28 protein-coding genes and 2 pseudogenes are annotated in these 24,891 nt (G+C 59.6%); 19 read left to right on the top strand and 11 right to left on the bottom strand.

Going from position 1 to position 24,891, the window contains the following annotated elements:
- Nucleotides 1-12 precede the first annotated feature (12 nt).
- The 3 genes from FRZ40_RS44085 to FRZ40_RS18300 all read left to right on the top strand — a co-directional run bounded on the left by FRZ40_RS44085 (nt 13) and on the right by FRZ40_RS18300 (nt 2,503).
- Nucleotides 13-324, top strand: coding sequence for a hypothetical protein (locus FRZ40_RS44085; protein ID WP_156516655.1), 312 nt, complete (start codon nt 13-15; stop codon nt 322-324).
- 460 nt (nt 325-784) lie between these two features.
- On the top strand, nt 785-1,657 hold the full coding sequence (locus FRZ40_RS18305; RefSeq protein WP_054925083.1) for a transglutaminase family protein: 873 nt from the start codon (nt 785-787) through the stop codon (nt 1,655-1,657).
- Nucleotides 1,658-1,699: 42 nt separating this feature from the next.
- The gene (locus FRZ40_RS18300) at nt 1,700-2,503 is read left to right on the top strand and encodes a transglutaminase-like domain-containing protein (protein ID WP_054925079.1); all 804 of its coding nucleotides are present in this window, start codon (nt 1,700-1,702) and stop codon (nt 2,501-2,503) included.
- A 489-nt stretch (nt 2,504-2,992) separates the two neighbouring features.
- Here FRZ40_RS18300 and FRZ40_RS18295 read toward each other — a convergent pair whose 3' ends face one another.
- The gene (locus FRZ40_RS18295; RefSeq protein WP_420873845.1) at nt 2,993-4,168 is read right to left on the bottom strand and encodes an IS110 family RNA-guided transposase; all 1,176 of its coding nucleotides are present in this window, start codon (nt 4,166-4,168) and stop codon (nt 2,993-2,995) included.
- 201 nt (nt 4,169-4,369) lie between these two features.
- Between FRZ40_RS18295 and FRZ40_RS45070 the strand changes: the two genes are divergently transcribed.
- Both FRZ40_RS45070 and FRZ40_RS18285 read left to right on the top strand, forming a co-directional pair.
- Entirely contained in the window at nt 4,370-5,287 is a 918-nt protein-coding gene (locus FRZ40_RS45070; protein ID WP_240057223.1) for a tyrosine-type recombinase/integrase, read from the top strand.
- 278 nt (nt 5,288-5,565) lie between these two features.
- Entirely contained in the window at nt 5,566-6,315 is a 750-nt protein-coding gene (locus FRZ40_RS18285; protein ID WP_147235070.1) for a DUF6675 family protein, read from the top strand.
- Between the two features lie 41 nt (nt 6,316-6,356).
- Here FRZ40_RS18285 and FRZ40_RS18280 read toward each other — a convergent pair whose 3' ends face one another.
- Complete coding sequence (locus FRZ40_RS18280; RefSeq protein WP_054925085.1) at nt 6,357-7,088, bottom strand: IS6 family transposase; 732 nt, start codon at nt 7,086-7,088, stop codon at nt 6,357-6,359.
- 196 nt (nt 7,089-7,284) lie between these two features.
- Between FRZ40_RS18280 and FRZ40_RS44080 the strand changes: the two genes are divergently transcribed.
- Nucleotides 7,285-7,470, top strand: a complete 186-nt coding sequence (locus FRZ40_RS44080; RefSeq protein WP_158647021.1) for a hypothetical protein — start codon at nt 7,285-7,287, stop codon at nt 7,468-7,470.
- A gap of 332 nt (nt 7,471-7,802) precedes the next feature.
- Here FRZ40_RS44080 and FRZ40_RS44075 read toward each other — a convergent pair whose 3' ends face one another.
- From FRZ40_RS44075 to FRZ40_RS18265, 3 genes are all read right to left on the bottom strand, one after another.
- Nucleotides 7,803-7,940: a hypothetical protein gene (locus FRZ40_RS44075; RefSeq protein ID WP_158647020.1), complete on the bottom strand. Its 138-nt coding sequence runs from the start codon at nt 7,938-7,940 to the stop codon at nt 7,803-7,805.
- A gap of 264 nt (nt 7,941-8,204) precedes the next feature.
- On the bottom strand, nt 8,205-8,381 hold the full coding sequence (locus FRZ40_RS18270; protein ID WP_054925086.1) for a CsbD family protein: 177 nt from the start codon (nt 8,379-8,381) through the stop codon (nt 8,205-8,207).
- Between the two features lie 48 nt (nt 8,382-8,429).
- Nucleotides 8,430-9,179 (bottom strand): CBS domain-containing protein, encoded by a 750-nt coding sequence (locus FRZ40_RS18265; protein WP_147235069.1) that lies wholly within the window; start codon nt 9,177-9,179, stop codon nt 8,430-8,432.
- A 300-nt stretch (nt 9,180-9,479) separates the two neighbouring features.
- Here FRZ40_RS18265 and FRZ40_RS18260 point away from each other — a divergent pair, with 300 nt between their 5' ends.
- The 8 genes and pseudogenes from FRZ40_RS18260 (at nt 9,480) to FRZ40_RS18230 (ending at nt 14,491) form a co-directional block, all read left to right on the top strand.
- Nucleotides 9,480-10,349: a slipin family protein gene (locus FRZ40_RS18260; RefSeq protein ID WP_054925088.1), complete on the top strand. Its 870-nt coding sequence runs from the start codon at nt 9,480-9,482 to the stop codon at nt 10,347-10,349.
- 36 nt (nt 10,350-10,385) lie between these two features.
- Nucleotides 10,386-10,802 (top strand): PRC-barrel domain-containing protein, encoded by a 417-nt coding sequence (locus FRZ40_RS45980; RefSeq protein ID WP_338048156.1) that lies wholly within the window; start codon nt 10,386-10,388, stop codon nt 10,800-10,802.
- Nucleotides 10,762-11,265: a hypothetical protein gene (locus FRZ40_RS45975; RefSeq protein ID WP_338048155.1), complete on the top strand. Its 504-nt coding sequence runs from the start codon at nt 10,762-10,764 to the stop codon at nt 11,263-11,265. Before FRZ40_RS45980 ends, FRZ40_RS45975 begins: the two co-directional genes overlap by 41 nt.
- 13 nt (nt 11,266-11,278) lie before the next feature.
- Nucleotides 11,279-11,785 (top strand): annotated as a pseudogene (locus FRZ40_RS18250) (alcohol dehydrogenase catalytic domain-containing protein); the annotation flags it as partial.
- Between the two features lie 874 nt (nt 11,786-12,659).
- Nucleotides 12,660-12,863 carry a cold-shock protein gene (locus FRZ40_RS18245; protein WP_054925099.1) on the top strand — a complete coding sequence of 68 codons (204 nt, stop codon included), beginning with the start codon at nt 12,660-12,662 and terminating at the stop codon, nt 12,861-12,863.
- 615 nt (nt 12,864-13,478) lie between these two features.
- A complete protein-coding gene (locus tag FRZ40_RS18240; protein ID WP_054925089.1) occupies nt 13,479-13,796 on the top strand; it encodes a hypothetical protein in 318 nt (105 codons plus the stop codon).
- A 245-nt stretch (nt 13,797-14,041) separates the two neighbouring features.
- Nucleotides 14,042-14,227 carry a hypothetical protein gene (locus FRZ40_RS18235; protein ID WP_054925090.1) on the top strand — a complete coding sequence of 62 codons (186 nt, stop codon included), beginning with the start codon at nt 14,042-14,044 and terminating at the stop codon, nt 14,225-14,227.
- A complete protein-coding gene (locus FRZ40_RS18230) occupies nt 14,228-14,491 on the top strand; it encodes a DUF1488 family protein (RefSeq protein WP_054925091.1) in 264 nt (87 codons plus the stop codon). It begins immediately after the preceding gene.
- Between the two features lie 186 nt (nt 14,492-14,677).
- Here FRZ40_RS18230 and FRZ40_RS18225 read toward each other — a convergent pair whose 3' ends face one another.
- From FRZ40_RS18225 to istA, 3 genes are all read right to left on the bottom strand, one after another.
- The gene (locus FRZ40_RS18225; RefSeq protein ID WP_054925092.1) at nt 14,678-15,463 is read right to left on the bottom strand and encodes a sensor histidine kinase; all 786 of its coding nucleotides are present in this window, start codon (nt 15,461-15,463) and stop codon (nt 14,678-14,680) included.
- Between the two features lie 799 nt (nt 15,464-16,262).
- A complete protein-coding gene (istB, locus tag FRZ40_RS18220) occupies nt 16,263-17,030 on the bottom strand; it encodes an IS21-like element helper ATPase IstB (RefSeq protein ID WP_042317356.1) in 768 nt (255 codons plus the stop codon).
- An 11-nt stretch (nt 17,031-17,041) separates the two neighbouring features.
- Entirely contained in the window at nt 17,042-18,565 is a 1,524-nt protein-coding gene (gene istA, locus FRZ40_RS18215; RefSeq protein ID WP_147234346.1) for an IS21 family transposase, read from the bottom strand.
- A gap of 1,335 nt (nt 18,566-19,900) precedes the next feature.
- Between istA and FRZ40_RS18210 the strand changes: the two genes are divergently transcribed.
- From FRZ40_RS18210 to FRZ40_RS18200, 3 genes are read left to right on the top strand one after another with little or no spacing between them, the layout of a single operon-like run.
- Nucleotides 19,901-20,173 (top strand): hypothetical protein, encoded by a 273-nt coding sequence (locus FRZ40_RS18210; RefSeq protein WP_054925093.1) that lies wholly within the window; start codon nt 19,901-19,903, stop codon nt 20,171-20,173.
- 39 nt (nt 20,174-20,212) lie between these two features.
- Nucleotides 20,213-20,662 carry a type II toxin-antitoxin system HicB family antitoxin gene (locus FRZ40_RS18205; protein WP_054925094.1) on the top strand — a complete coding sequence of 150 codons (450 nt, stop codon included), beginning with the start codon at nt 20,213-20,215 and terminating at the stop codon, nt 20,660-20,662.
- A 3-nt stretch (nt 20,663-20,665) separates the two neighbouring features.
- Entirely contained in the window at nt 20,666-20,971 is a 306-nt protein-coding gene (locus FRZ40_RS18200; RefSeq protein ID WP_240057222.1) for a hypothetical protein, read from the top strand.
- 206 nt (nt 20,972-21,177) lie between these two features.
- On the opposite strand, the pseudogene FRZ40_RS18195 reads toward FRZ40_RS18200, so the two are convergent.
- A pseudogene (locus tag FRZ40_RS18195) lies at nt 21,178-21,380 on the bottom strand (hypothetical protein); the annotation flags it as partial.
- A gap of 330 nt (nt 21,381-21,710) precedes the next feature.
- Nucleotides 21,711-21,869: a DUF3309 family protein gene (locus tag FRZ40_RS18190; protein WP_082427232.1), complete on the bottom strand. Its 159-nt coding sequence runs from the start codon at nt 21,867-21,869 to the stop codon at nt 21,711-21,713.
- Between the two features lie 228 nt (nt 21,870-22,097).
- Between FRZ40_RS18190 and FRZ40_RS18185 the strand changes: the two genes are divergently transcribed.
- Nucleotides 22,098-22,793: a BPSL1445 family SYLF domain-containing lipoprotein gene (locus FRZ40_RS18185; RefSeq protein ID WP_082427236.1), complete on the top strand. Its 696-nt coding sequence runs from the start codon at nt 22,098-22,100 to the stop codon at nt 22,791-22,793.
- Here FRZ40_RS18185 and FRZ40_RS18180 read toward each other — a convergent pair.
- A protein-coding gene (locus tag FRZ40_RS18180; protein WP_420873870.1) for an IS3 family transposase occupies nt 22,736-23,871 on the bottom strand; the annotation gives its coding sequence in 2 pieces (ribosomal slippage) (nt 22,736-23,607 and nt 23,607-23,871; 1,137 coding nt in all). The genes FRZ40_RS18185 and FRZ40_RS18180 overlap by 58 nt on opposite strands.
- A 192-nt stretch (nt 23,872-24,063) precedes the next feature.
- Here FRZ40_RS18180 and FRZ40_RS18175 point away from each other — a divergent pair.
- The gene (locus tag FRZ40_RS18175) at nt 24,064-24,891 is read left to right on the top strand and encodes a PRC-barrel domain-containing protein (protein ID WP_054925098.1); all 828 of its coding nucleotides are present in this window, start codon (nt 24,064-24,066) and stop codon (nt 24,889-24,891) included.

Raw genomic sequence — 24,891 nt, 5'->3', positions numbered from 1 at the left:
TGGTCTTCCTGTGTGCTCGACGGGGTCAGGCTCATTGGGGGGCGCTTCAGCATCTGGATGCCTGCAAAAAGAGAGTGTAACTTCAAGGCAATGGCCCGAGGCCAGAAAGCACGCCTGAGCACCGCGACGGGCCACATCAAGGCCGCGATGCTCATTCGCGTGCACGATTCAACACATATTCGTGCTGGGTTTGTCGATCCAGACACGAACGGCGCCGATGAAAGCGGCTTGCGTACTCACGTTGGCTATCCGAGAGTGCGCCGCATGACGCAACAACGCAAGAACAATCGGCAAAGCGGCGGCCGGGTCTTTTGCGGCAAATAGATCGCGACATCCATTAAAAATACGCCCAGAATGGGGCAGAGAGCGGCCCGATCCGTGGTTGCTGAGACGGGGAGCGAAATGCCAAAAGGCGAACAGCGTAGTAATCGCGAGGCAAAGAAGCCTAAACAATCTAAAAAACTGCCATCTCCCAGCCCAGACCGGTTCAAGACACTGTCCCCGAGGGCTTCGGTGTCGAGCGATTCGACGAGGAAGAAGTAGGCGACCGTCGCATGTGAGCGCGCGGTTGTTTCGTTTCAGGTGCGCACAGTGTCGGCCGAGGGCCCCAATCAGTCCGGGAGAAGCCGCGCCGCTGCCATCGACGTGCGCCTTGTTGTCTTCGTCGATAGCCGTATTCAATGCGTGTCCGAGTTGTTGACAATTGCCGCCCAGTCCGTCCTGTTGCGGTGAGCTTTCTTTCTGGGGACGAAATGGTGAGCAAGTTTGATCGCGGCGAATGGAAATGAGCGCACCTCACCGGCTAACCGTACGGCATCAGAGCGTCTACCGCTACTCGGAGCCCGTGCGCTTCGGCGAGCATCGGATGATGTTCCGCCCGCGTGCGAGTCATGATTTGCGGCTTCTCACCATGCAGCTGCTGATTACACCCACACCCGAACGGCTGCATTGGTTGCACGATGTCTTGGACAACTCGGTCGCAGTCGCGACATTTTCGGCCGAAGCGTCCGAGCTGCAGTTCCGAAGCGAGGTGACGCTCGAACACTGGGAGGCGCCGTTGCCCGATTATTCGCTGGAGCCCTATGCGTCGACGTGGCCCTTCGCATATACGAGCGAGGAGGCCTCCGATCTGGTGAACGCGCGAAGCCGTCAGTACCCGGACGCCGAGGTTGACTTATGGGCGCGACGCTTTATCGAATCCGGCGGCACCACGGGCACGATGACGTTGTTGCGCAGTATGACGCTCGAGATCAAGAACAGCTTCACGTACGTGCGGCGTACCGAGAAGGGCGTTAATCGTCCTGCCGACACCTTACGCCTGCGCTGCGGCAGCTGCCGCGATTTCGCGGTGCTGATGATGGATGCCGTCCGCTCGCTTGGCTTCGCAGCCCGGTTTGTCAGCGGCTATATCTTCGTGCCGGACTACGACGCTACCTTGGGGGGCGGCGCGACCCACGCATGGCTGCAGATCTATCTTCCCGGCGCAGGGTGGGTGGATTTCGATCCGACCAACAGTATCGTCGGCAACCGGCATCTGATTCGTGTGGCGGTAGCGTGGAATTACGAGCAAGTGCTGCCGCTCTGGGGCACGTGGCATGGTGCGACGTATTCGTTCCTCGGTCTCGAGGTCGACGTGAGCGTGACGGAAGACGTCTAAGCGCCCGGCGCGTCACGACTTTTTCAATGCAAGGGTGGCCAGATGAATCTTCGAGTGGGCTATGAACTGATATATGAGTGCGTGCAGCCGACACCGATGATGCTGATGTTGAACACGCATTTTTCCCGAGCGCAGGATGTGTTGTCCGCCGATCTGCTGGCGGTCGATCCCCCGGTGGCGATCAAGCAGTATCGCGATAGCTTCGGCAATCTCTGCAGCCGCATCGTCGCGCCGGCAGGGCTGATTTCGCTCTCCACCACCGCGCTGCTCGACATCTCCGATCAACCCGAGACGAACGAACGGCTCGACTATCAGCATGCCATTGAAACGCTTCCGGATGAATGTCTGATGTTCCTCCTCGGCAGCCGCTATTGCGAAACCGATCTGCTGTCCGACATTGCGTGGAAACTGTTTTCCAGTACGCTTCCGGGGAGCCGCCGGGTGCAGGCGATTTGCGACTACGTGCATCATCACATCACGTTTGGATACGAATTTGCACGGCCGACCAAGACCGCTTTTCAGGCGTGGCAGGAACGCAAGGGCGTGTGTCGCGACTTCGCGCATCTGGCCGTGGCGTTGTGCCGCGCGATGAATATTCCGGCGCGCTATTGCACGGGATACATCAGTGATGTCGGCGTGCCGCCGCCTTGGAGTCCGATGGATTTTGCAGCCTGGTTCGAAGCCTACGTTGGGGGCTCATGGCAGACCTTCGATCCGCGCAACAACGCGCCGCGTACTGGACGTGTGCTGATGGCGCGCGGCCGCGATGCTGCCGATGTTGCGATCAGCAACACATTTGGTCCGACGAAGCTCGTCAAATTCGATGTCCACTGCGCGCCCGAGTGAGTTCGTGCGGCTTTCGGACTACGTCGCTCCGCTTCCAACACAGCAATCATGGACGCAGCAATCCGCCTCTTTATTCAGTTTCGAATTTCAAAGAGTTGAATGGGGGCTCCGCCGTCCATCTGTCAAAGCGATGACGGACAGTCATTTCTTGGTGGTGTCGCAGATGACGCGTTTGGGCGTGTGTTGCCTACCGTCGTCAGGCACCGACCTGCCAGTGGACTGATATGACTTTCCGTGTCAATCGGGATCGGTTTTCGTTTGGAAGACACATGAATTTCCTGAGGGCGACGTAGCAGTAAGTCTCGACGGTGGATCGCACTGATATTCGCGGGTTGGGTACCGCATTACAGAGGTCCGCCCCTTGAGCCTGCCGCTATCTAAAGTCGCAAATCGAATGATGTCCGTTGCATAGTCCAGCCGCGGGTTGCTCGGGTGCCGGGCTACGCCGCCTTCAGGAAACTCGTCAAATCTGTGTAGCCAAGCTCAGCGCTACGCCGGCTGCTCGTTTCGCGTTACGGCGAGCGACATTGCGAGCTTGCTGATGTCCCAGATGAACCCCGCAAGTTCGCGTGCGACGGCGACGACAGCGATGTTCACATTCTTGCCGCGTGCTGCCAGCTTGCGGTATCGGCGGCAGAGTCGGACCTGTGCGTCCCAGGCACGGTCGAGGATGCGTTTGGGGATGCCTTCATGTCGGCGCTGAATTTCCGGGCTCACGCGTGCCGGGTATCTGTAGCTCCAGGCGGCCTCGACGAGCAGCTTTCTTGCATAGCTATTGCCGTTCTTCGTGATGCTGCCCTGACGCCGCCGCTCACCCGAAGAATGTTCTGAGGGCGTCACGCCCAGCCAGGCCATCAGTTGACGCGGGTGCTCGAAGCGGGAGAGATCTCCCAATTCGGAGAGCATGCCCACGGCGGTGATGAACTGTATGCCGCGCATGGTCTGCAGACCGAGAATGGCCGGATAAAATCGCCAGCCGACGACAGCTTCGTGCAGGGTCGCCTCGAGGCGCTCACATTGCGCAAACCTGTCTTCGATCGTGCGACGGCACTCGTCGAAGGCCAGTTGCTGCCAGTGGTTTGGGAATGCAAATACGCTTATCCATCGCCGGTGCGCGGGACCCCAGTTGGCGTTACCTGAGTAGCGGACTCCATGCGATAGCAGGAAGGACTTCAATCGCTGGCGGGCCTGTCTGAGATCTGCTTTCGCTGCCGCCCATGTGCGCGCCAGGTCCCGGAACGCCTCATCTTCAACATCCGGCACGTGTACCGCTGACAGGTCGCCAGCGCGCAGTGCGCGTACGAGCTTGACCGCATCGCGCCGGTCCGTCTTGACGCGCTCGCCCGGTTTCTTCGGGATCAGGGACGGCGCGCATACCACGCAGTCGAATCCTCTTTCAACGAGCTCCCTGTAGAGTCCGTAGCCGCAGGGGCCGGCTTCATAGACAACGCGGACATGGCGCGCCTTCGACTGAACACGCTTGCACAAGCGATCGATATCCGCCTTCAGCGTTCCGATCTTGCCCAACAGTTCCACGTCGGCCATATCGATTGCGTACGCCACCGTGATCGACTCCTTGTGAACATCCAGACCGACAAACACCGTGCTATCGTGGTTCACGCTGGCCTCCGCGCTGGAAATCGCCGGGGTGTGCCCTGTGCACATCGTGCGGCTCTGGCAGTGATGCTAACCCGCGTTTGGTTCCTCACGGCGGGCCAGCCACTGGCTCACGGAAAGTCATACTGCCTAAACCGCTCGCGCGGTATGCACTCCGTTTGAACGCGGTGGTTCTTCATAGGAAACCCGCCCGGTTTCCTATGTTGAGCAATGAGGCACTCCGCCTCGTTGCTCAACAGGAGCCCAGCCATGACTACCCCCAGCCAAGGCATCAGTCCGCTACGCCAGCGCATGATGGACGACATGCGCATGCGCCGCCTCGCGCCAGCCACACAAGCCAACTATCTTCGTGTGGTTCGAGAGTTCACCGTCTTTCTCGGTCGCTCGCCTGACACCGCCACCGTCGAGGACTTGCGGCGCTATCAGCTACATCTGGTTGACCGCGGTGTGTCGCCGATTTCCCTCAACGCGGCGATCACCGGATTGAAGTTCTTCTTTGCCACCACGCTCGGTCAAGGGGAGTTGATGGCGAAGATGCGTCCGATTTATCTTCCGCGTACCTTGCCCGTCATACTCAGCCGCGACGAAGTGGGGCGGCTGATCGCGGCGGCCAGTAACCTCAAGCATCAGACAGCGCTCGCAGTAGCCTATGGCACAGGACTACGTGCCAGCGAGGTGGTGGCCCTGAAGGTCGGAGACATCTCGACAAACCGGTGGCTGAAGGCGGGCTTCATGTCAGCCGCTTCTACGCGTCCCTGTTTTTGTTCGCATTTATCGTCGCATGCATCCTGCTCCTCCCGCAACGTTCCAGGCGGCGGGAGGAAACGGCATGAGCCCGCCGTCAAAATTCGGACCGAGGCACATGGCGCGCCATGGAATCGTTACGCGGCGGAGCAGCCGCAAGACACTGGACACGAATACGAGATCGCGCTCACGGGTCACTTCCCGGCCGTCTTCATGAAATTAGCGGCGCAGTGCGTACGACTTCCCGATCGACCCAAACTGCACCGCATCGAGCTACTGTTCGAACCTGGCATGGAATGCCAAACTCACGTCGTCAACAAGCGGCACAACACACAAGGCTGGCCGCGCAGTGACACGGTGTCGCGCGAACGCCCGGCTGCCGGACCATTGTTGGCGCGTTGCGAGAAGGGTGACAGTGTGTAGACCGCTTCCGCGATCAGCACCCGCTGGACTCGACTGCAGAGCCGGTCTCGACCTGTTGACAGAATCGTGGGCTATGCCGGGGCGCCAAGGGCTTCTGAAAAAGGGCGCACCGGCTTTGGATACGATCCTACGTTCGCCTCGGAACAGAGGTAGCGCCCCAACGATCAATAATAAGCAATGCGGGTCAGTGTATGAGAATTCGCTCTACTGTGAGGAAAACTGTGCGTCTTCGCCGTTTGTATTGGCTGAGGGCAGCCGCCCTTTATGCGCCGCTCGCGATGGGCACCGGCATCGCCGCGGCGACGCCGTTGCCAACGCCACCGTGCGGGACACCACCGGTACCGGCGTACGCGTCGTTGGGCGTGCAACCCGCGATCGCGATCCTCGATGCGGATGAACTTGATGCAAATGTGTGGCGGCCGTCCTCGTGCACTGGATGGCCAGCCACCTCACGCACCAGGGTTGTGGTCGCGATCGCAGGTTTGGTCGACGCCGCGGGCGGTCCCGAGACGCTTTTGGCACGTGCCGGGGCGGTCTCCTCTCTGCACACCATGCGCTACTGGTCCACGACGGACCAGCAGTGGCGTCCTTTGTTCATGGACGCCGCAGCGCTGACCGGACCTGCCGAGGGCGAGCAACGGGGGGGTGATTTCCGCCCGTCGGAACTGCTGGCCGGCCGAACCGTTTACTTCTGGGCAAACGACAGTCGCTCCGGCTCCGTGGTGTACCGGATGCGGGTGCTGGAGCGCAGCCCGCAGCGGATAGCGCTGGGCGAGGAAAATGTGTCGCCGGTCCGTGCCTTGGGACTGACAGTGTTCGGGCCGACTGCGCTGCAGACGGTAGTGTTTGCGCAGCGCCAGACGAACGACGTATGGGGTCTGTACATTCTCGCGCGTATCGATCGACAAGCCAGCAGTTTCATCACGAGCGGGCACGATGCCTCGACGGCGAATCGGGCGCTGGCACTTTTCCGGTATCTGGCTGACATTCCTACCGACGCGGAACCACCGGCGGCTTTGTCAGGTTGACGAGCGTAGGCTATGTGGTCAGAAAAAAACAGTTATCCTTATCAAATAGCTTCCTCGGCTGCGGCATCAACCGTCCAACCATGCCAAGTGGCGAGGCGTTCTTTGAGTATGGCGCGATGACATGCCGCGTTCATCTGATGTCTGGGCAACGCGAACTGCTGCCGGATCGGGCCGAAGGATGAGAGAAACGACTGCGTGCGACGCGCATCGCGAAAGCCGCACATCTGGTGTTCGCGCCTGCGGGTCGGCTGGTGGCTATTCTCGGCGCGGTTGTTCACGCGTGCGGCCGCTTTGACGAAAACGTGCTTTACCTGAGCGAGTTCAGGAATATCAGCCTTCGCTGCCGGATAACTGCGCAGTTGATCGGTAACGATCTTGCGCGGCACCGGATTTGATCGCAGCACCCGCCGAAAGAAGCGCTTGGCTGCGCCCTTGTCGCGCCGCTTCTGTACCAGCACGTCGAGTTCTGCGCCATGCTCGTCGACCGCACGCCACAACAGATACGGCTCGCCACGCAGCGTTACGAACATTTCGTCAAGGTGCCAGGTGCTGCCCGGCTTCCGCCGCACTGCCTTGGCGCACTGGGCAAAGCCAGCGCCGAACTTGTCGCACCAGCAACGGATCGTTTCGTACGTGACCACGACGCCGCGCTCGAGTAACAACTCTTCGATGTCGCGCAGGCTCAGGCTGAACCGGAAATACCAGCGAACCGCGCAGCTGATGACGACAGCAGGGAAGCGGTGGCCGTGATAAAGCAATTTCGTCTTCTTCATCGCTTCATTCTACCGAAGCCTGTCCACCAACCTGACAGCGCCCTTCAGCGTGCTCCTGGATTCCTGTTGGACTCCACCCGGCCGTGTCTGCATTGGCATCGAGTGCATTTGACACGATCTCAAGTAGCTCCTGCGCAGTTTTAAGCTCATGTAGCATGTCGCTCTCCATCGCCATGTGCGCGGAACGGCCGCATTCGTGTCAGTCAAGTTTTCGTCACACCACTCGATGGCCCATGAATTCGTACAGGACATCATGCTGTCCTTGTCAGAGAACGAATCGATGTCGCCGGAATTGTGCGTTTCGCTGGGCATCACCGGCGGGCGCTACGCGAAGTGCATGGCCGTCATTTTGCCGGCCAGTTTGCCGGTCGTTCGCCAATAGCCCATTCGTTCGGTGGATATCCCTCCGCCGTGTTTTGGTACATCCAGTTGCCGCAGACCGTGCAGTTCCATCTACTGCTGACCTTCGCCATGTTGCCGGGTAGACCGACCGCACCGACACCCGAAACGGCGAGATCGCCGTGTGGCGGTACGCTGGATGGCTTTCCAACCAGGTCACGGCAGGCATCGCAAGGCTGCATATAGGTCTCCACAAATTATTTCGAGGAATCGTCCGACAAGCTTCAAACGAAATCGACCCGCCCTGACATGGATTGCGTCTAGCTACTGGTCCTTCGTCGCAGGTGACCTGTTCCCCCATGCCCGCTTTTCGGTTCAAGAATGACGCCAGTTGCGTCGGCTGGTTATGTAGCTAATAAGAATCAGCGCAGCAGTTCCCGCTGCCACTACGCAAGAGAGAATCACGAAAAGGGTTACCACCCATTCCAGGGCTGCTGCGAGGAAATCGGTCATTTCGAGTCTCCATTATTAATGTTGTTCCGCGCAAAGCTTCCAGCGGTCAAGGTTTACTTCTTCGGGTGCGCCGACAACTGACGTCACACCCTATGCTTCGACGTCCCACGTTGTAAGCCACCATCACCCGTTTTCCTGAACGGAGCCACCAGCCAGGTATCCATCCGTCACGCTCCCTGCTTCTCTCTATGTCGGCTGCGTCGGCTGCTACGCGAGCGCAGCAGCCTGGAACCGGTCGTGCCGACGGACTGCCATGGCGGCTGCTCACCCGCGTTTCTTGAGGCGGGCCTGCGCGCTACCGTAAGAAGCCTGGGTCTTGCCGATCACTTGCCCCACGCGGCCTTTCAGCGTGAACGCCCGATTGCCAATGACCTTGCCAATGTGTGCGCGCAGCGTGCCGGTAATCTGCTTTGTCCAGCCATGCATCTGATCCTTGTTCATTACGTCGTTCCTCGTGCGCTGCCTCGGTGGAAAACAGGATCGAAAACGTTAGGCGTGGCGGGGTGGCGCGCTGTCAACTTCGCCGGCTGCCTGTTCCCAAAACTGCTTGTCGCGTCCTTGCGGCTTACCCGCTTGTTCCCACAGTTCGCGTGCGCGGACCAGGATGCTCGCCTCCCTGACGGAAGTCGGCTCACGTTCTTCGACCGTTTCGCCGCCTGCGTCGATATGCACGGTCGTGACATCGTATCCGTCGGCTAGTTGATGCCATGCATTCACATGGTTCATTTCCTCGAACTGACGGATACCGATGACGATGGCTTCTGCCTTCGTGCCTTGGGCTACAGTCACACGCATCAGTTCAGTGTGGTGTGGATGCCCTCTGTGATCGATGAATGTCTTGTGGAAGGTGAGTTCGTAAGGTCGCCGTTCGGAGGCGCCGCCGCTCAAGGCGGTGAGCGCAATGATCCCGACCAGGTGCTGGTCCGCGCGATCCAGGACGGCGAGCCGCTGAACGTGACGCTCGCGCATGATCCGTTCAGCTTCCTCAACAGGATCGTCCTCGAAGCAAAAAAGAATATCTGCCGACATCGCCTCGCGCACCGTCATGCGACCCACATCGCGCGCATCGGCGACGCCACGCACCGTCACATCGCGATCGGTAATCATGCCGATTACCTTGTTGTTGAGACACACCGGCAACGCGCCGACATTGAATTTTTTGAACTTTCGGGAGGCCGAGTCGAGCATTTCATTGGCCTGGATACAGACTGGCTCTTTCATCACATCTCTGACTAGCATGGCATTGTTCCCTGAACACTGTGAAGATGGTGGCGCGTCGGATGCAGGCGATGGTCAAGGCCGTGCCTGGCAGCTATGCGGTGTTGGGTGGACCGGCGTAAGCTGTCTGCGCGTCTTCGGCCATGTTACGTCCTGGTGGTCGCTGACGCCGTCCGCTACCGTACCGATTTTCACCTCATCAGCGGGCACCATAATCCACGATGCGCTGAACGTATGTTTCTCGTGCTTTCCAGTGCGGTGTCACGCGAAAGGCCTTCAGCGCACGCGCGCTAACCGCCGCCCCGCGCCAGGAGCATGCCTATGAACCCGATCACACTTTCTCTTTCCGTCGCGGTTACACTGATCGCAATCGCGGTTGGTCAATGGGTCAGCCTTTATCTTGCGCCGCCCATTTTTCTCGTTGCAGTTCTGGTCGCGGCTTCGGTGAAGGTCGCCAACGTGTGGCAGAAGTTTGTCATCCTGCGCGTCGGCAAACTCCATGGCGTCAGGGGAGCGGGACTCTTCATGATCATCCCGGTGCTGGACAGCGTGGTCGCCATCATCGGCGAGCGTGTCCAGACTACCGCCTTTAATGCGGAGCAGGCGCTGACGAAAGATACGGTCCCCGTCAATGTCGACGCGATCATCTTCTGGCACGTGCATGATGCACAAAAGGCGGCGCTTGCCATTACGGACTACCGACAAGCGATCGACCGCGTCGCCCAGACTTCGCTGCGCGAGATGATCGGCGCCTCGATGCTGGCTTCGCTTCTCTCGGATCGACGGGCTGCCGATGCGCACCTGCGCGACGAAATAGGGGGCAAGATTGCCGACTGGGGCGTCACGGTTCGATCGGTAGAGATCCGGGACGTTGCGATCCCGGTAGCGTTGCAGGACGCGATGTCGAGGCAGGCCCAGGCCGAACGCGAAAAGCAGGCGCGTGTGATCCTCGGTTCTGCCGAAGCCGAAATTGCCGCGAAGTTCGTGGACGCCGCCCGGGTCTATGAAAACCACCCAGGGGCACCGCAATTGCGGGCGATGAATATCATCTATGAAACTACGAAGGAGCGCGGCGCGACCATCCTGATTCCAAGTTCGATGATCGATAGCCTGAACCCGCCGCTGGCGCTGGCCATAGCCGCGCACGACGTAGCGGGCATGTCGCCGACACCGCTCAAGACGGCGGCTTAGGCGGGCGCCCGACGTCCATCACTGGAGTATCGAACCATGCTGCGAAATATCGAGAGTCTGAACGGATGCGCCGTGGTCGCGAGTGACGGTGATATAGGCAATGTCGAAGAGCTTTATTTCGATCACGAAGCGTGGGGTATCTGCTATCTGGTCGTCAAAACGGGAAACTGGATCGACGGGCGGCACGTGCTGATTTCGCCCTACTCGGTTATCCGAGCGGAGCCGGCGGCGCTGAGCGTCCACGTCGATCTCACGCGACAGCAGGTGAGCGACAGTCCCCCTATCGACACCCACAAACCGATCTCGCGTCAGTATGAAGCGGAGTATTCCCGCTATTACGGTTACCCGGCGTACTGGGGCGGCCCGGACGTATGGGGCGTTAGCAGCTATCCGGCATTTCAGCCGCGCGGCGGTGTCGTCGCAGACGCGCGCGCAACTCCCACTAGTCGGTGACCATCCGCCGGGCGACGGTCATCTGCGTAGCACGGACGCGGTGGACGGGTACCACTTCGCCGCGGCCGATGGCGATATTGGCCACGTGTCCGGATTCATCTTCGACGATGAAGCCTGGACCATTCGCTATCTCACCGTCGACACGCAAAACTGGTGGCCGTCAAGGGAAGCGTTACTGGCAACGGAGTGGATATCCTTGATCGACTGGTTCGAGTCCACTGTTTCGACAAAACTGACACGCGACGCCATCAAAAGCAGTCCGGCCTACGACAACAGGATTCCACTGGAGCGCGATTTCGAAACGCAGCTGTACGCGTTCTATGGCAAGGTAGGGTACTGGTCGGATGAAAAGGGTGGCGTTGCGCCTGAAAGGAATGGGTGGCGTAGCGTCTGCGGCCCCATAGGGCACTGCCAATCACGATGCACGAATTCATCAACCTGTAGTGACTGCCCGCCCCCATGACGGAGAGATCGAAATGAGAGCACTTGTACTTGTATATCAAGGATCGTCAGACAAGGCCCTCGAACAGCGTCCCGTACCGGAAATCTCGGCCTCGACGGACGCGATCGTGAAGGTAACGAGGACGACAATCTGCGGCACGGATTTGCACATCCTCAACGGCGACGTCCCGAGTTGTCAGCCTGGCCGTGTGCTGGGTCACGAGGGATTAGGCGTGGTCCATCAGATCGGCCCGTCCGTGACGACATTCAGACCGGGCGAGCGTGTTCTGATTTCGTGCATCACCTCGTGCGGGAAATGCGTGTATTGCCGCAAGCAGATGTATTCGCACTGCACGAGCGGTGGATGGATACTGGGCAATAAGATCGACGGCACGCAGGCCGAATACGTCCGTATTCCTTACGCGGACACCAGCCTGTACCGGATTCCGGACGATGCCGATGACGAGTCGCTGGTGATGCTGAGCGACATCCTGCCGACCGGCTTCGAATGCGGCGTGCTCAACGGTAAAGTGCAGCCCGGTAGGCGTGGCCGAAATCGCGCGGCGTACTGAAGCAATTTGTTCACAGACGCCCTTTTCCTGCGGTTAGGTAATTCGAACGGACGAGGCAAAGCGGCGCCCCCGCGCGCGACGCTGTTGAAAGGCGTGCGGGACGCCATCGCTACGATGACCCGTGGTTGTGAGCACGGATTGCCGGCATGACGAACTCCGGCACACCGCGCGTGCGGTACGTCGCGTGTGTCGCGCGACAAATCCGGCAGCAAAGAGGAAATGGGCCGGCCCCTGGCCACCCGGATGGCACCTGGACGGGCGGTGCGCGCGGAAGAAGGGAATCAGAAGACGCAGATCTCGGTCTGCGTTCTCACGTGCTGGCTATTTCTTTTTCGCTGGTGAGCTGGTAGCGGAGGTCCTCGTGGCTGTCGTCCAGGACACATCCGCTGCAGGAGACGGTACTTTTTTCGGCTGCTTAGGCTTTTTTGCCTCGCGATTGCCGCGTTGTTGACCCTTTGCCATGGTGTTCTCCAGTTACTTCGACCGCGAAAGCGGCCGCCTTGTTGTCCATTCTGTGCGCATTTGCTGTTTCCGTCGCGATCTATTTTCGACAAGCCCTGTACGGTAACAGGCAGACCGCGCCAGTCGCCCACGGCGCGCTTTAGATGTGGAAGATACCCATCAATGCTTGGCATGCGCGAACGCGACGAACAGGACGAGCCGCGCATTTACATTCTTCTTGCTTGATTGCCATCACCAGCGTATGGTGGGACGCGAAGCTCAAGAAGGTCGATTGCTGCTCATCAATGGCTCGCTGCGTCAGCGGTATTCGTTGTCCTCTCACTCCTTGACTCTTCGGACACTCCACCATTGGAGCTGACACTTTGTCTTTCAAGGAATGTTTATGGATACCGGTACTGTAAAGTGGTTTAGCGATAGCAAAGGCTTTGGGTTCATTACCCCCGACACAGGTGGGGAGGACCTGTTCGCGCACTTCTCCGAAGTGAGTGGCGAAGGTTTCAAGACCCTGGCCGAAAACCAGAAGGTTAGCTACGAAACGAAACGTGGTCCAAAAGGACTACAGGCAGCAAATATCAAGCCGCTGTAGGCCAGCCTGTGCCCGCACTTGCGGGCACTCCGTCGTCGCGATTTCTTCACGGCGCCTCACATGACGTCGTATGGTTCTTTTACGATCCGTCTTCATCCTGCCGGCACACAGTACGCCTGTTTATCAGCGCGACGCTCAGCAAGCCGCTCAGGCGTATCTTTGGACACCGTCTCTCGCGGCCCTGCTCGGTGACAAGGTACCACCCGATCGCACGATTGCTACGTCGGGCCTTCGAGCCGCGAGCCTTGTTGGCACCATCCAACGAGGGTGTTCGCGATAGCACCGCGAACGCCACTTTTAAAACACTAAGAATCCTAATTTGTCAGTCGATACCCAGTGCAAGCGGTGCTGAACTGGGAGAGCATCTTCAGAGAAGGTGAAGGACGCCGGTAGATTCGGCACACGTCATTCCCCGTGAGAAAAAGGTTCCTGCTCAAGTCGTCAGGCGCGTGCATCGCGTCGCATGACGCTCCTCCCGGCGGTAACACAAGCATCAATGGCATGTGGATCCAGTCACGGATCAGCTGGATGGGTGGCGATGCACCGACCGATAGTCGCGCCTTTTAACACAATGAGACTACACTTGAAATATGCACAAATGCAGGGAGCAATATCATGGTCGAAGCCACCCCTCAAAGTACCTTTCGCGGTCTTCCGTTGACTCAGGAGCATGATGCGGAAGTGAGGCACTACATAAAGCAGAGAAGACAGCGCGGCGCGCCATGGGACACACCGGAGCTGGAGGCCATGCTCGACGACATGCTGCGCCCCCCGGGCGACGAAGACGGAGAATGCGGCGCAATTGTCAACGCGGCCACGTCGGCCACGGAACGAGCGACAGCCACTGTCGACGAGGCAATGGAACCCATCGAGGCCAGCGAGGAGCGGAATGCTTCTCTGGAAGCCGAGGGAATGAAGGCGCCAGGACAGTAGGTCTCGGGCGGGCCGCGGTCGCACGCAGGATTCATCGCGTCACATCCGGTACTTGAATGGTACTTGTCATCAACCTGGCGATATAGCGTGATCTGCGGGCACTGCGCAGCCCATGCTGCGCAGGGCCGTGGGGGGAGAGACCGTGTGTCGGCAAGCTCCGGCAGTCGGTCATGCCGCCGAGGTGTTGACGATGACGCTCGGTCGCCGCTCCGCTCTAATAATCTCAGTTTGTTAGCGGAGCCAGCATGCCAATGCAAATCAAAGCGTATTCAAGTTCGCCTACAGGACAAGGCGCCTACGTCATCGAGCAGAAGGCGCGTGTCGCTGCGCGGGAGCGGGCGGAAAACGAGCGTGCCCAGAAGCGGCTCGACATGGACGCTCACATCAACGTCAACGCAAGCAAGTGGCGATATCCTTCTCTTCGTGAATAGATGAAAAAGGCAGAGGTGCTCAACTTTCCTAATCCCAGTCGCATGTACGACGCTTCGAGGCGCTGTGTGTGCTTTTGGGGCTACGACAACGCTCGCGAGATAGCCTTTCTGGTCGATGACTCGATGCTGACGAAGCTAAACCCAGGCGCGGATTCCTGCGAGTCCTCGTTGCTCGCAACCTTCGACCACAACCGGGATCAAATTCTGGGACTCGCCAGAACCCTTTATAACGGTGGCCCCCAGAACAGGTACACAATCTCTTGAATGATGGACTATCGCCACGAGCATCGCTGTGCGCTTTCCTACTGATGTGTACATGGGCGCAGATAGTGCAGCTCGCGTCGATATGACCTGATCCATAAACGACCGTTCTCAAGGGCATATCGACATGCACCCAGATGCGGTGCAAGAAGGCCCCGATCGGTCTACGGCAGATGCTGTCATGCGCAGTTAGTTAGTGTGGCATAGCGGTTTGTCCATGGGTAGCCAGACCGTAAATTCGCTGCCGGCGCCGATTCCCGCGCTGCGGGCCAGAACCGCACCGCCGTGCGCCTCTACGATCGCCCTCACGACGGCGAGCCCGATTCCCAGATCGTCGGCACTGGCTGCTATCGTCGGGGTGAATTGAGCGAAGATGTCGAAAATGTGCGGCAGCAATATTGCGGATATACCGCGCCCGTCGTCGCTGACGGACAGGACGAGATCGTGGCCTTCCGGCTGCGCGGTGACGCGAACATGACCGCCTGGTGGAGTGTATTTCACTGCGTTGTGCAGGAGGTTGTTGACAGCCTGCGTGAGACGGATGGGATCGCAATCGATGCGCAAAGTCCAGTCCGCAATTACGACAGTCAAGGACTGGTTGCGCGCAGCGGTCGCCAACGCTGCCGCGTCGAGGGGATCGGCGAGAAAATCCATCAAACCGACTTCGTGCTTGACCAAGCGAAGCACGCCGTGGTCAACTTGGGTATCCATCAGGTCTTCAGCCAGCAGCGAAACTGCATCGATCTGCCGTTCCACGGTCTCGATCACCCGGATGACGTCAGGTTGGTCGGGCGACGCCCGGCGAATAGAGTGTGCGGCGAGTCGCAGTGGCGACAACGGACCGAGCAATTCATGTGCGATCATCGTGAGTATTTCGTCCATCACGTCGGGGGCCTTCCGCCCCCTGAAGACCGGCGGTGGCCTGCCGGAAGGAAAGATGGTAGCGGGGGCGGCCGGACCTTCGATGCATGCCATGGTCGAATCCGTCCGATAGACAGAGCCCGCGCCAGCGGAAAGTCGAAGGAATGTCGGACGAAGTAGCATCTTCACTCAACACGTAAACTGCACTTGACCTGAAGGTGCAGCGGCAATTGATAGCCACAAGGCAGCCTGTCCTTGCGTGCGTCGGCTTCCCGAATCTACCTGCTCTCGTGAGGGCCGGTCAGAAAACCGCTGGTGGCAGGTTGACTCCTACAGTCTCATGGTTTGTCCCGGCGATCTGTACGGTAACGGACGACTGCTCGCGAGGCATGCCGACGCAACAGTGCATCGATTGTCACCGCATGCCAGCAAACACAGATGGCGATTCCACCTAGTGGCAGGAACTCCACTCACCAAACCCAACAGCCAGGGAATTCCGTGTCCGCAGATATACAACAAGTCTGCCTACGATGGTGCCAAGCATCGCTCCGATCAACATGCTTCCCACGCTTCCCCATATCAGGTCGCAATTGACCATCCAGTGGCAGAGTCATGGGCAATCGGGCAGTTACGCTGAAAGGCCGCGTGGTGAAAGTGATCGGCAAGACCCAGACTTCTTAGCGTAACGCGAAGGCTCGTCTCAAGAAACGCGGGTGAGCAGCCGCATCATGGTCGTCCGTCGACGCGACCAGTTCCATGTTGGTAAGCGTGTTCGGCAGAACCGAGAGCAGAAGATTTTTCCTTGCGGGATCCACGTTTGCTGCGTATTTCGGCGAACGTGACCGCCGATTTCGGGAACGTGACCGATTCGGCGGGGTTTGGCATTGCGCGGTGTTGATTGTAGATTTCCTTGTTAGTTCTGGTCGAGTTCGGGCTCCAGGACGTTGGGTTTTGGGGATGCCTTTCTGAGGGATTCACCGGTAAGCGTGATCCGATGATGACGCTGCATGAGGCGGTCGAGCATTGCGTCGGCGATAGTCTCGTCGCCGATCCATCCATGCCAGTGCTCAATCGGTAACTGGCTGGTGACGATGGTCGCCTTTCCCGCCGAGCGGTCATCGATCATCTCGAGCAGATCGTTTCGAACCATCGCATCGAGGGGCGCCATTCCCCAATCGTCCAGTAGAAGCACGTCGACGCGGGCAACCTGCAGCAGCCATTTTGTGAAGCCGCCGTTGCCGTGCAGAACGCGAAGCTCCTCGCCAAGTCGCGGCACGCGCAGATACAAGGCTGAATGCCCGCGCCGGCAAGCGTATTGGGCCAGGGCGCAAGCGAGCCACGATTTCCCCGCGCCAGTTGGGCCGCTTATGAGCAGGCTGTAGCCCGCTTGCACCCAGTCACCGAGTGCGAGGCTCGTGAGCGAGCGCGGATCGACGCCACGGCCAGCGCGCGTGTCGAGATCCTCAATAGCGGCCTGCGGATATTTGAGGCGCGCCTGCTTGAGCAATCGGGTACGACGGCGATCATCACGCCAGCTGGCTTCCCGGTCGACCAGCAGTGACAGGCGTTCCTCGAAGCTCAGGCTGGCCGCACCGGGCTGCGTCAATTGTTCTTCCAGGCCGTCAGCGAAGCCGTCCAGCTTCAGGGTGCGCAATTGCGTCAGTGTCTGTTGCATCATCATGGTGGTCTTCTTTATTGGTAGTAGCTGGGGCCGCGTACATGCGCGTGGCTCGGGCTGGTCCAGTCGGCAGGCGTTACCACCGCCGCCCGGTCGCGGTTGTTGACCAGGATGTCGCGCACGTGGCGGTAACGGTGTACGCCCAGTTCCAGCGCCAGCGCGCAGGCGGCTTCGAGACGGTCACGGCCATAGCGACGTGAGAGCGACAGCAATCCAAGGCACGCCCGATAGCCGTGTTCCGGATGGCGTTGCTCCTGCAGCAGCCGGGTGACGAGCGCGCCGGTTGCCGCGCCGATCTGCTGTCCCCAATGAATCAGCCGCTGCGGCGTCCATTCCAGATGAGCGCGGTGTGCCGCAGGCATGTGCTCGACAACAGTGGTATAGCTGCCTGCGCGATCGTTACGTGCGTGGCTGGCGACGCGGCGACCGCGATGTAGCAGTTCGACAGTGCCCGCCGTGATACGCGCATCGAGCTTGAGGCCGACCAGCGCGTGCGGCACGCTGTAGCGGTGTTTGTTGATCTCGACGTGATAGTCAATGTGAACCGTCACGGTCTTGAAGCGCGCGAGCTCATAGGGCTGTGCCGGCAGCGGCTGCAGTGCCGGCGCGTCCAGCTGGGCGAACGCGCTGGCACGACATCCCGGCAGCTTCTGGAATGGCCTCTCATTCAGGTTCCTGAGCAGCGGGCAGATGGCCTCATTGACCGAGTGGACCGAGTCAAACCGGTGATGACGCAGGCGCGCCATGATCCAGCGTTCGACCACCTGGACCGCAACCTCTACCTTCGGTTTGTCCTGCGGACGATATACGCGCGCAGGAAGGAATGATGTGCCGTAGTGACGCGCGAAGTCCAGCACAGTGTCGCCGGCGCGAGGTTCATAGCGATCGGGATCGGCAATCATCGCACGCGGGTTATCCGGGACGATCAACTGCGGCACACCACCATAGAAGGTCAGCGCGCGAGCGATCCCGCCCAGCCAGTCCTCCATTGTCTCGGCCGGCGTCGCACATGCGAACGTGTAACTCGATGCGCCCATAGCCGCTACGAAGATGTGCGCGCGGCGTCCAGTCGTCAGTGGCAACGTGGGGCCGGCGAAGTCGACAAACAGCTTCTCGCCGGCGCGATGAATCTGACGCATCGAGCGCTTCAGGCGTTTTGTGAACGCCTTGTAGTGCCCACAGAACTGCGTATAGCGGTAGGTCTGCCGGTCCGCGAACTCAGCCTGGTATTCCTCCCATAGCAACGTCAGCGTCATGCCCTTGCGACGCAGCTCCTGATGGATGCGTCCATAGTCGGGCTGGGCATAGGCTGCTGGCCCCGTGGGCTTGCCGAGCAGCCGCCGCTCGAGTTCGCCTTCATCCATATCGCAGGCGCTTGCCCAGTCCAGCCCGGCGGCACTGGCTAGTCCGATGTACTTCGTGACCACGCCCTTGGATATGCCCAGTGATGCGGCGATCCGATCGTGCGAGAAGCCGCCGTCGAATTTAAGTCGTAAAACGTCCTTGATCATGCGCATGTTCATCCGGTGCGCGGGCATCGTCTCTCCGGCCAAAGCCGGCGAGCATAGCCCGCGTGGTTGATGTCATGCGCAACGCCAATCCCGCCTTCCGGTCCGCTCGGTCACGTTTCCGAAATGATCGGTCACGTTGCCGAAATCGCCGGTCACCATCCCGAAACGGCCGGTCACGTTCGTCCGAAATACGCATTTGCCATGTACCGCTCGTCAACGTGCTGATGAAAACCGGGTGACGAGGTCGCAGCAGCGCTCTCCACAGCGACGGGAGAGCCCGGCTCAAATTATAGTTCGGGTGCGTCAGCGCGACATCATGCCGTGTTCCGGCGATTTACGGGCATAAAGGGCGAATAGAACCGCGAAAAAACTGAGAATGCCTGTTGATCGTGCTCTTGCACGGGAGAATCAGGAGGCCGTCGGTCTATGCTGCGAATTGAAGGCGTGAATTCATACGCGCACGACAGGTAGGCCTGGCATCGCATACCGGCTCGGATGTCAGTTGCGGCATCAGGTCCAGTCGGATGCGCGCTGTGCGGCGATGACAGGCAGGGGGCGTGAATGCGCTCCCAGCTCCGGGGGCTGCGCTGGCCGCCCCCCGTGCGTCGATCGCACGTCGACGCGGACGCAAGCCCGTACGGCACCGTACCGACGTTCGACACAGGCCCGCGCATCATGCTACAGACGCTTCGTATCTTCCACAAGGAAAGGTGCCCAGGACAGTCTCCCACAACGCACTCAGCCGATTGCTCATTCGGGCCACTCGACAAGCAAGGAGTGGTCCCCATGGTCATCACCGGACCGCCCTATATTTTTCCGCCGCGATCGTAGCGGAGAGAGTCGTTGCAATGCCATTGCGCTGTTGGACGATTCGATTCGCGAAAACCGGCGTCGGCTGTTCCATCCGCTTGTCGGGTGTGCACAGAGCTGCGTCGCGTGCTCGAACCAAAGCTTGGCGATATGTCGCTACGCAATCGTGCTTGTACCGCCGACTGCGATGTAGTCCGCAATCGGAGGCGCGCTGATGCGGTCTGAGGGGATGACGCTGCACCACCACGCGCGCAGCCGGCACTCGCGCCGGGTATCGCTGGATCGGACATCGCGTAGGTAATGGCGATGCCCAACTCACGCGCAAGCACGAAAACTACGTCCTGCACGAGCAGGTCGTTGGACGGACTCGCCGTCCGATGAGGAGGCCGGCAAGACGCTGGCCTCCATTTTTAAATCCGCACGATTTAGATTGCTTTGCGGCATCATCAGGCGCATTGTGAAGTGATCCAGATGTACCTCTGGCCGCCCTTTTTTCGCATCCGGATAGGCACAGTTCAATGACGGTCAGCACCATTTACGGAGCGCGTCGTCATGACCATTCCCACCATCGAATACAGAGGGTACGAGTTACGCGCGTACTCTCATCAGGAGTTTCCGCTGCATCGTGACCCGTATGCCAAAGGTCCGCGGCGGTTTTCGTCTGTCGTGCGCATCGACACCATTCAGCCAGGCGAGGCCAAGGCCCGGCGCTATGCGACGTTGTTCACTACAACAAGTCCCACCACCGCGGGTGATGCCATCGACCTCGCGATGCAATACGGCAAGGACAGCGTCGACGGCAACGTTCAGGCGAGCGGACTCTGACTGAATGCCAGTCGGTCCTCCGTCGGAGGGGAGCAGGACATGCAATATCCGCTTTATGTGCACCGCGATGGCGACACTGGCTTTCGCGCCAGTTTTCCCAATTTCCCCCGTGCCGCTGCGCACGGCAATTCGATGGATGAACTGAAGAGCGACGCGCAGGAGGCTGTCGAATTGGCCTATGACCGCAGCGAGCAACTCATACCCGCTCCCACCTGCAGTACATCGGAATTGCATGTGCTTGACATGGACGATGGAGAGGGAATCTGGATGTTTGTCGACATCAATCTCGCGCGGGTTACCTCGCAGGCCGTGGGCATCCAGTTCAGTCTGCTCGAAAGTCTGCTGCAGCAAGTCGATCTGGCAGCAAGAGAACGTCACATCACACGCTCTGCGTTGATCACGCTGGCTGTCGTACACGAACTTGCGAGCCGGTATGAAGGACAGTTGTCCAGCATGCCTGTTTCCCAACGGGTCTTCGTGGACGGATGACGCGTGCGCCACGAACACCGTTACGATGTGTCGCGCCGTCCCGGCTATCAGGGCGGCGCCAACCGCCTGTCGGCGAACCAGTATGTCTCACAGGAGTGGATTATGAACGATGACCAGGTCAATGCGGAAGAGCTGGCAGAAAGCAAAAGACGCAGAGAAGCCATGCAGCGTGCGACGGATGATGGCATGCCGGTTGCCGCGGAATTTGAAGAGCGAGACGCCGTGGAGATCCCATACAGAAAGCCGAAGCAATGGATCAGGCACGCGAGGAAATGGCTAGGCGCTGGCAGCGGCTCGATGCGATCCTGACCATCGGCGGTTCAAAAAACAAAAAGCCGGTAAAAGGTCGCTCTGGCAGGCTCTATAAGTGGCACAACATCGGTGGCGTACAGTGCCTGGCGGCGTTGTACGTTTGCATGGCTTCATTCAATACACTTGCTGGTTGGCGAGCGATACGGACGGAAATGAATTGCTCCATTGTGCCTGACGCCGAATTGACAAGATCGCATCACTCCTTTCCCGCCGCCGTCGATTCCGCTTCCAGTTCGCCATACCTGCTTGCCTTGCTCGGACAGCTCGCCGCAACTGTGCCCGGCGTCGCGGCCTCCGTACCTTCGATTGCCATGACGCCGCCTGCCTGTTCCTGCGCCTTCTGTTTCTGTTTGTGTCGCACTGCCATGGCTTCATCGTGCGACCTGCCTGCGTAGTTCAGGGTCATCTCGTCCGCTCCTCCAGGGCCAGTCTTTACCACGTGACATGCCCGGTGCTTCCGGAAATCACTCCGCGCAGAACCGGGCTATCCGGGGTTGCTGTGCATACGCGAGGCATGACTACAAACCGAGTCTATCGCGCAGCCTGTCGATCACGTGATGCTCGTTTAGCCAGCGAGTCTCCTGCTTTCGCGCGACGCTTTTCCGATACCGGTGAAAGGAGACCGATAAAATCAACATCATGGCTGTCAAAATTCCCCACATCGCGTAAGTCATAGTGTTCCCTGGATTTGTGGCGTTAGATTTGGCCGGATCAACTTCTAACGAGAACGCGTGTCTTACATCTTTCCCATCAAAACCAGTACAAGTACGGCAATCGCGACCACTCCCGGCACGCTGGTCGGGAAGTATCCCCACTTGCGGCTATGTGGCCATCTTGGCAGCGCAGAGACCAGCAGTACCGCCGCGACGATCAGTACAAGAACGCCCATATCCATCTCGAATCCTTCTGAGCGCTGGTGGCTCGACCGCCCGCAACCCATCCTGATTCTGGCGTGAGCTACGTTTTCTGCGCGGTCGCGAATCCAGTCGAGGCGAACCCGTTTCTCTACCTCTGAGGGTTCACCTTATTGAGCGGGCGATGGCTTGTCTGTACGGTGTCGTACCGCTTGTCGATCTGTTATGGGCTAGCGTCGGAAACATCCGAAAACAAAGGGGAAACTGCGATGCTACGACGAACATTCATGTGGGGCGCACCGGGTTCGGTTCTCGCGATCGGCTTCGCACTGTCAGGCTGTACGACAACGACCTCAGCCAATTCGATGGGACAGAATGACAAACGCCATTCCATCGACGCCGGAGTCGACTCGACTCTCACGCGGCTCTACAACGTCGCGCCAGGTTCCCGGGAACTGGTCGGGAAATCGACTGGCATGTTGATCTTTCCGTCCGTACTCAATGCGGGTTTTGGGGTGGGCGGACAGTATGGCGAGGGGGCATTACGCGTGGGCGGCAAATCAGTCGGCTACTACAGCACGACAAGTGCCTCGGTCGGATTGCAGGTTGGCGCGCAATCGAAAGCGATTGTCTTTCTGTTCATGACGGCCAATGCGCTGGAACGTTTTCGCAGTAGCGAAGGCTGGTCAGCGGGGGCTGATGCATCGGTGGCGGTATTGAAGGTCGGCGCGAACGGCAATGTCGACACGGGCACGGCAACCGGTCAGATCAACGCATTCGTGCTGACGAATGGCGGCTTGATGGCCGGCGCGACGGTGGACGGTACAAAGGTGACCCGACTCAAGAAGAGGTGGCGCCGCTTCTTCGGACAGGGTCCCGAGATTTTTAAGTGGAACGTCCGGGGCGATCATGCTGCCGATTTGATCGCTGGCAGCGTCGCGAAGTATGCCTCATCGGGCGTCTGATCCGCCAGGCTCGAATGAGGACGTTTGCGGTGGTACAGTTCAATGTATTGGCCAATGGAGCGCCGGGCGTGGCTGACCGACTCATATGCCTTCAGGTACACCTCCTCATACTTGACGCTTCGCCACACTCGTTCGACGAACACGTTGTCGCGCCAGGCGCCTTTTCCGTCCATCGACAGCCGAATGCCTCGGCTCAGCACCGCCTCGGTGAAGGCTCCCGCCGTGAACTGGCTGCCCTGATCTGTGTTCACGATGTCGGGGTGCCCATAGCGGGCGAACGCTTCTTCCAGCGCTTCAACGGCATGCACGGCCTCCAGCGTGATCGCCACGCGGTGCGCGAGGATCTTGCGGCTGGCCCAGTCCACCACCGCCGTCAGATACACAAAGCCGCGCGCCATCGGGATATAGGTCGTGTCGAGCGCCCAGGCCTGATTGGCCCGGTCGATCTTCAGGCCGCGCAGCAAGTAAGGCCAGATCTTGTGCTTCGCGTTGCGTCGGCTCGTGTTCGGCCTGCAATACAGCGCTTCCACACCCATGCGCTTCATGAGCGTACGCACGCGGCGACGGCCAACTTCGTGACCCTCCCGCCGCAACAGGCGCGCCAGCATCCGCGCACCGGCAAACGGGAACTCCAGATGCAGTTCGTCGATTCGGCGCATCAACCGCTGGTCGTCGCCGCTGAGCGGCCGCGCCTGGTAATACGCGCTCGATCTTGCAATACCGACAAGCCTGACTTGCTGCGATACCGGCAACGCGTGACTACGGTCAATCATCGCTTTGCGCTCAGCAATCCCGCTTTGTTGAGCGCGCCGCTTAAAAAATCATTCTCCAGCGTGAGCTGGCCGATCTTGGCGTGCAGCGTCGTCACGTCTACCGGCGGTTCGCTCGACACCGCGCCCGCCGAACCGAACACGTCGGCCGCACGCTCCTGCAACTGCCGTTTCCATTCCGTGATCTGGTTCGGATGCACGTCGAACTGCTGCGCCAGTTCGGCCAGCGTGCGCTCCCCCTTGACAGCCGCCAGGGCCACTTTCGCTTTGAACGCCGCTGAGTGCGTGCGTCGGGTTCGTTTCGTCATTTCCTCGGTTCCTTTGCCTGCATTATCGCTGGCTCGGGCCCCGGCCGTTCCACTTATCCCGCTGTCCGATTTTGCGCGGCCACCTCTAGACGCTGTAACGGACAATGTCGTCGCGACGGATATTCATCCTTCGTCCGGCAATGGCGAAGGCATTCATTGATGCCGTCCCACACGTAGCAGGAGTATCGAATCATGTTGCGAAGTATCGAGAGTCTGAAGGGATGTAGGGTGGCCGCGAGCGATGGCGAATTAGGTAGTGTCGAAGAGGTCTATTTCGATCACGATGCGTGGGGTATCCGCTACCTGGTTGTCAAAACGGGAAACTGGATCGACGGGCGGCGCGTGCTGATTTCGCCTTATTCGGTTATCCGCATGGATCCGGGGGCGTTGAGCGTCCACGTCGATCTCACACGGCAGCAGGTGAGCGACAGTCCTCGTGTCGACACTGACAACCCCGTCTCGCGTCAAGACGAAGCCGAGTATCTCCGCTATTACGGTTACCCCGTGTATTGGGGCGGCGTAGACGTGTGGGGCGCGGGTAGCTATCCGGCGTTCAGCCGTGCGGTGCTATCGGCTGTGTCACCGGAGACGCTCGCGCAACTCGCGTTGTTCGGCGACAAGCCGCCAGGCGACAGCCATCTGCATAGCACGGACGCGGTGGATGGTTACCACGTCGCGGCGGCCGATGGCGATATCGGGTACGTGTCCGGATTCATTTTTGACGATGAGGCCTGGACTATTCGCTATCTCACCGTCGATACGCAAAGCTGGTGGGCGTCGAGGGAGGTGCTGCTGGCAACAGAGTGGATCTTCCTGATCGACTGGCTCGAGTCCACTGTTTCGACACAGCTGACACGCGACGCCATCAAGGACAGCCCGGACTACGACAACAGGATTCCGCTAGAGCGCGATTTCGAAACGCAGCTGTACGCGTTCTATGGCAAGGCGGGGTACTGGTCGGAGGAAAGGGCGGCATTGCGACTCAAACAAGCTGGCGCAGCCGCCTCTGCGGCGCCATAA

It is taken from the genome of Paraburkholderia azotifigens, from assembly GCF_007995085.1.
GTDB lineage: Bacteria > Pseudomonadota > Gammaproteobacteria > Burkholderiales > Burkholderiaceae > Paraburkholderia > Paraburkholderia azotifigens.
This window is presented reverse-complemented; position numbering and strand designations above follow the sequence as displayed.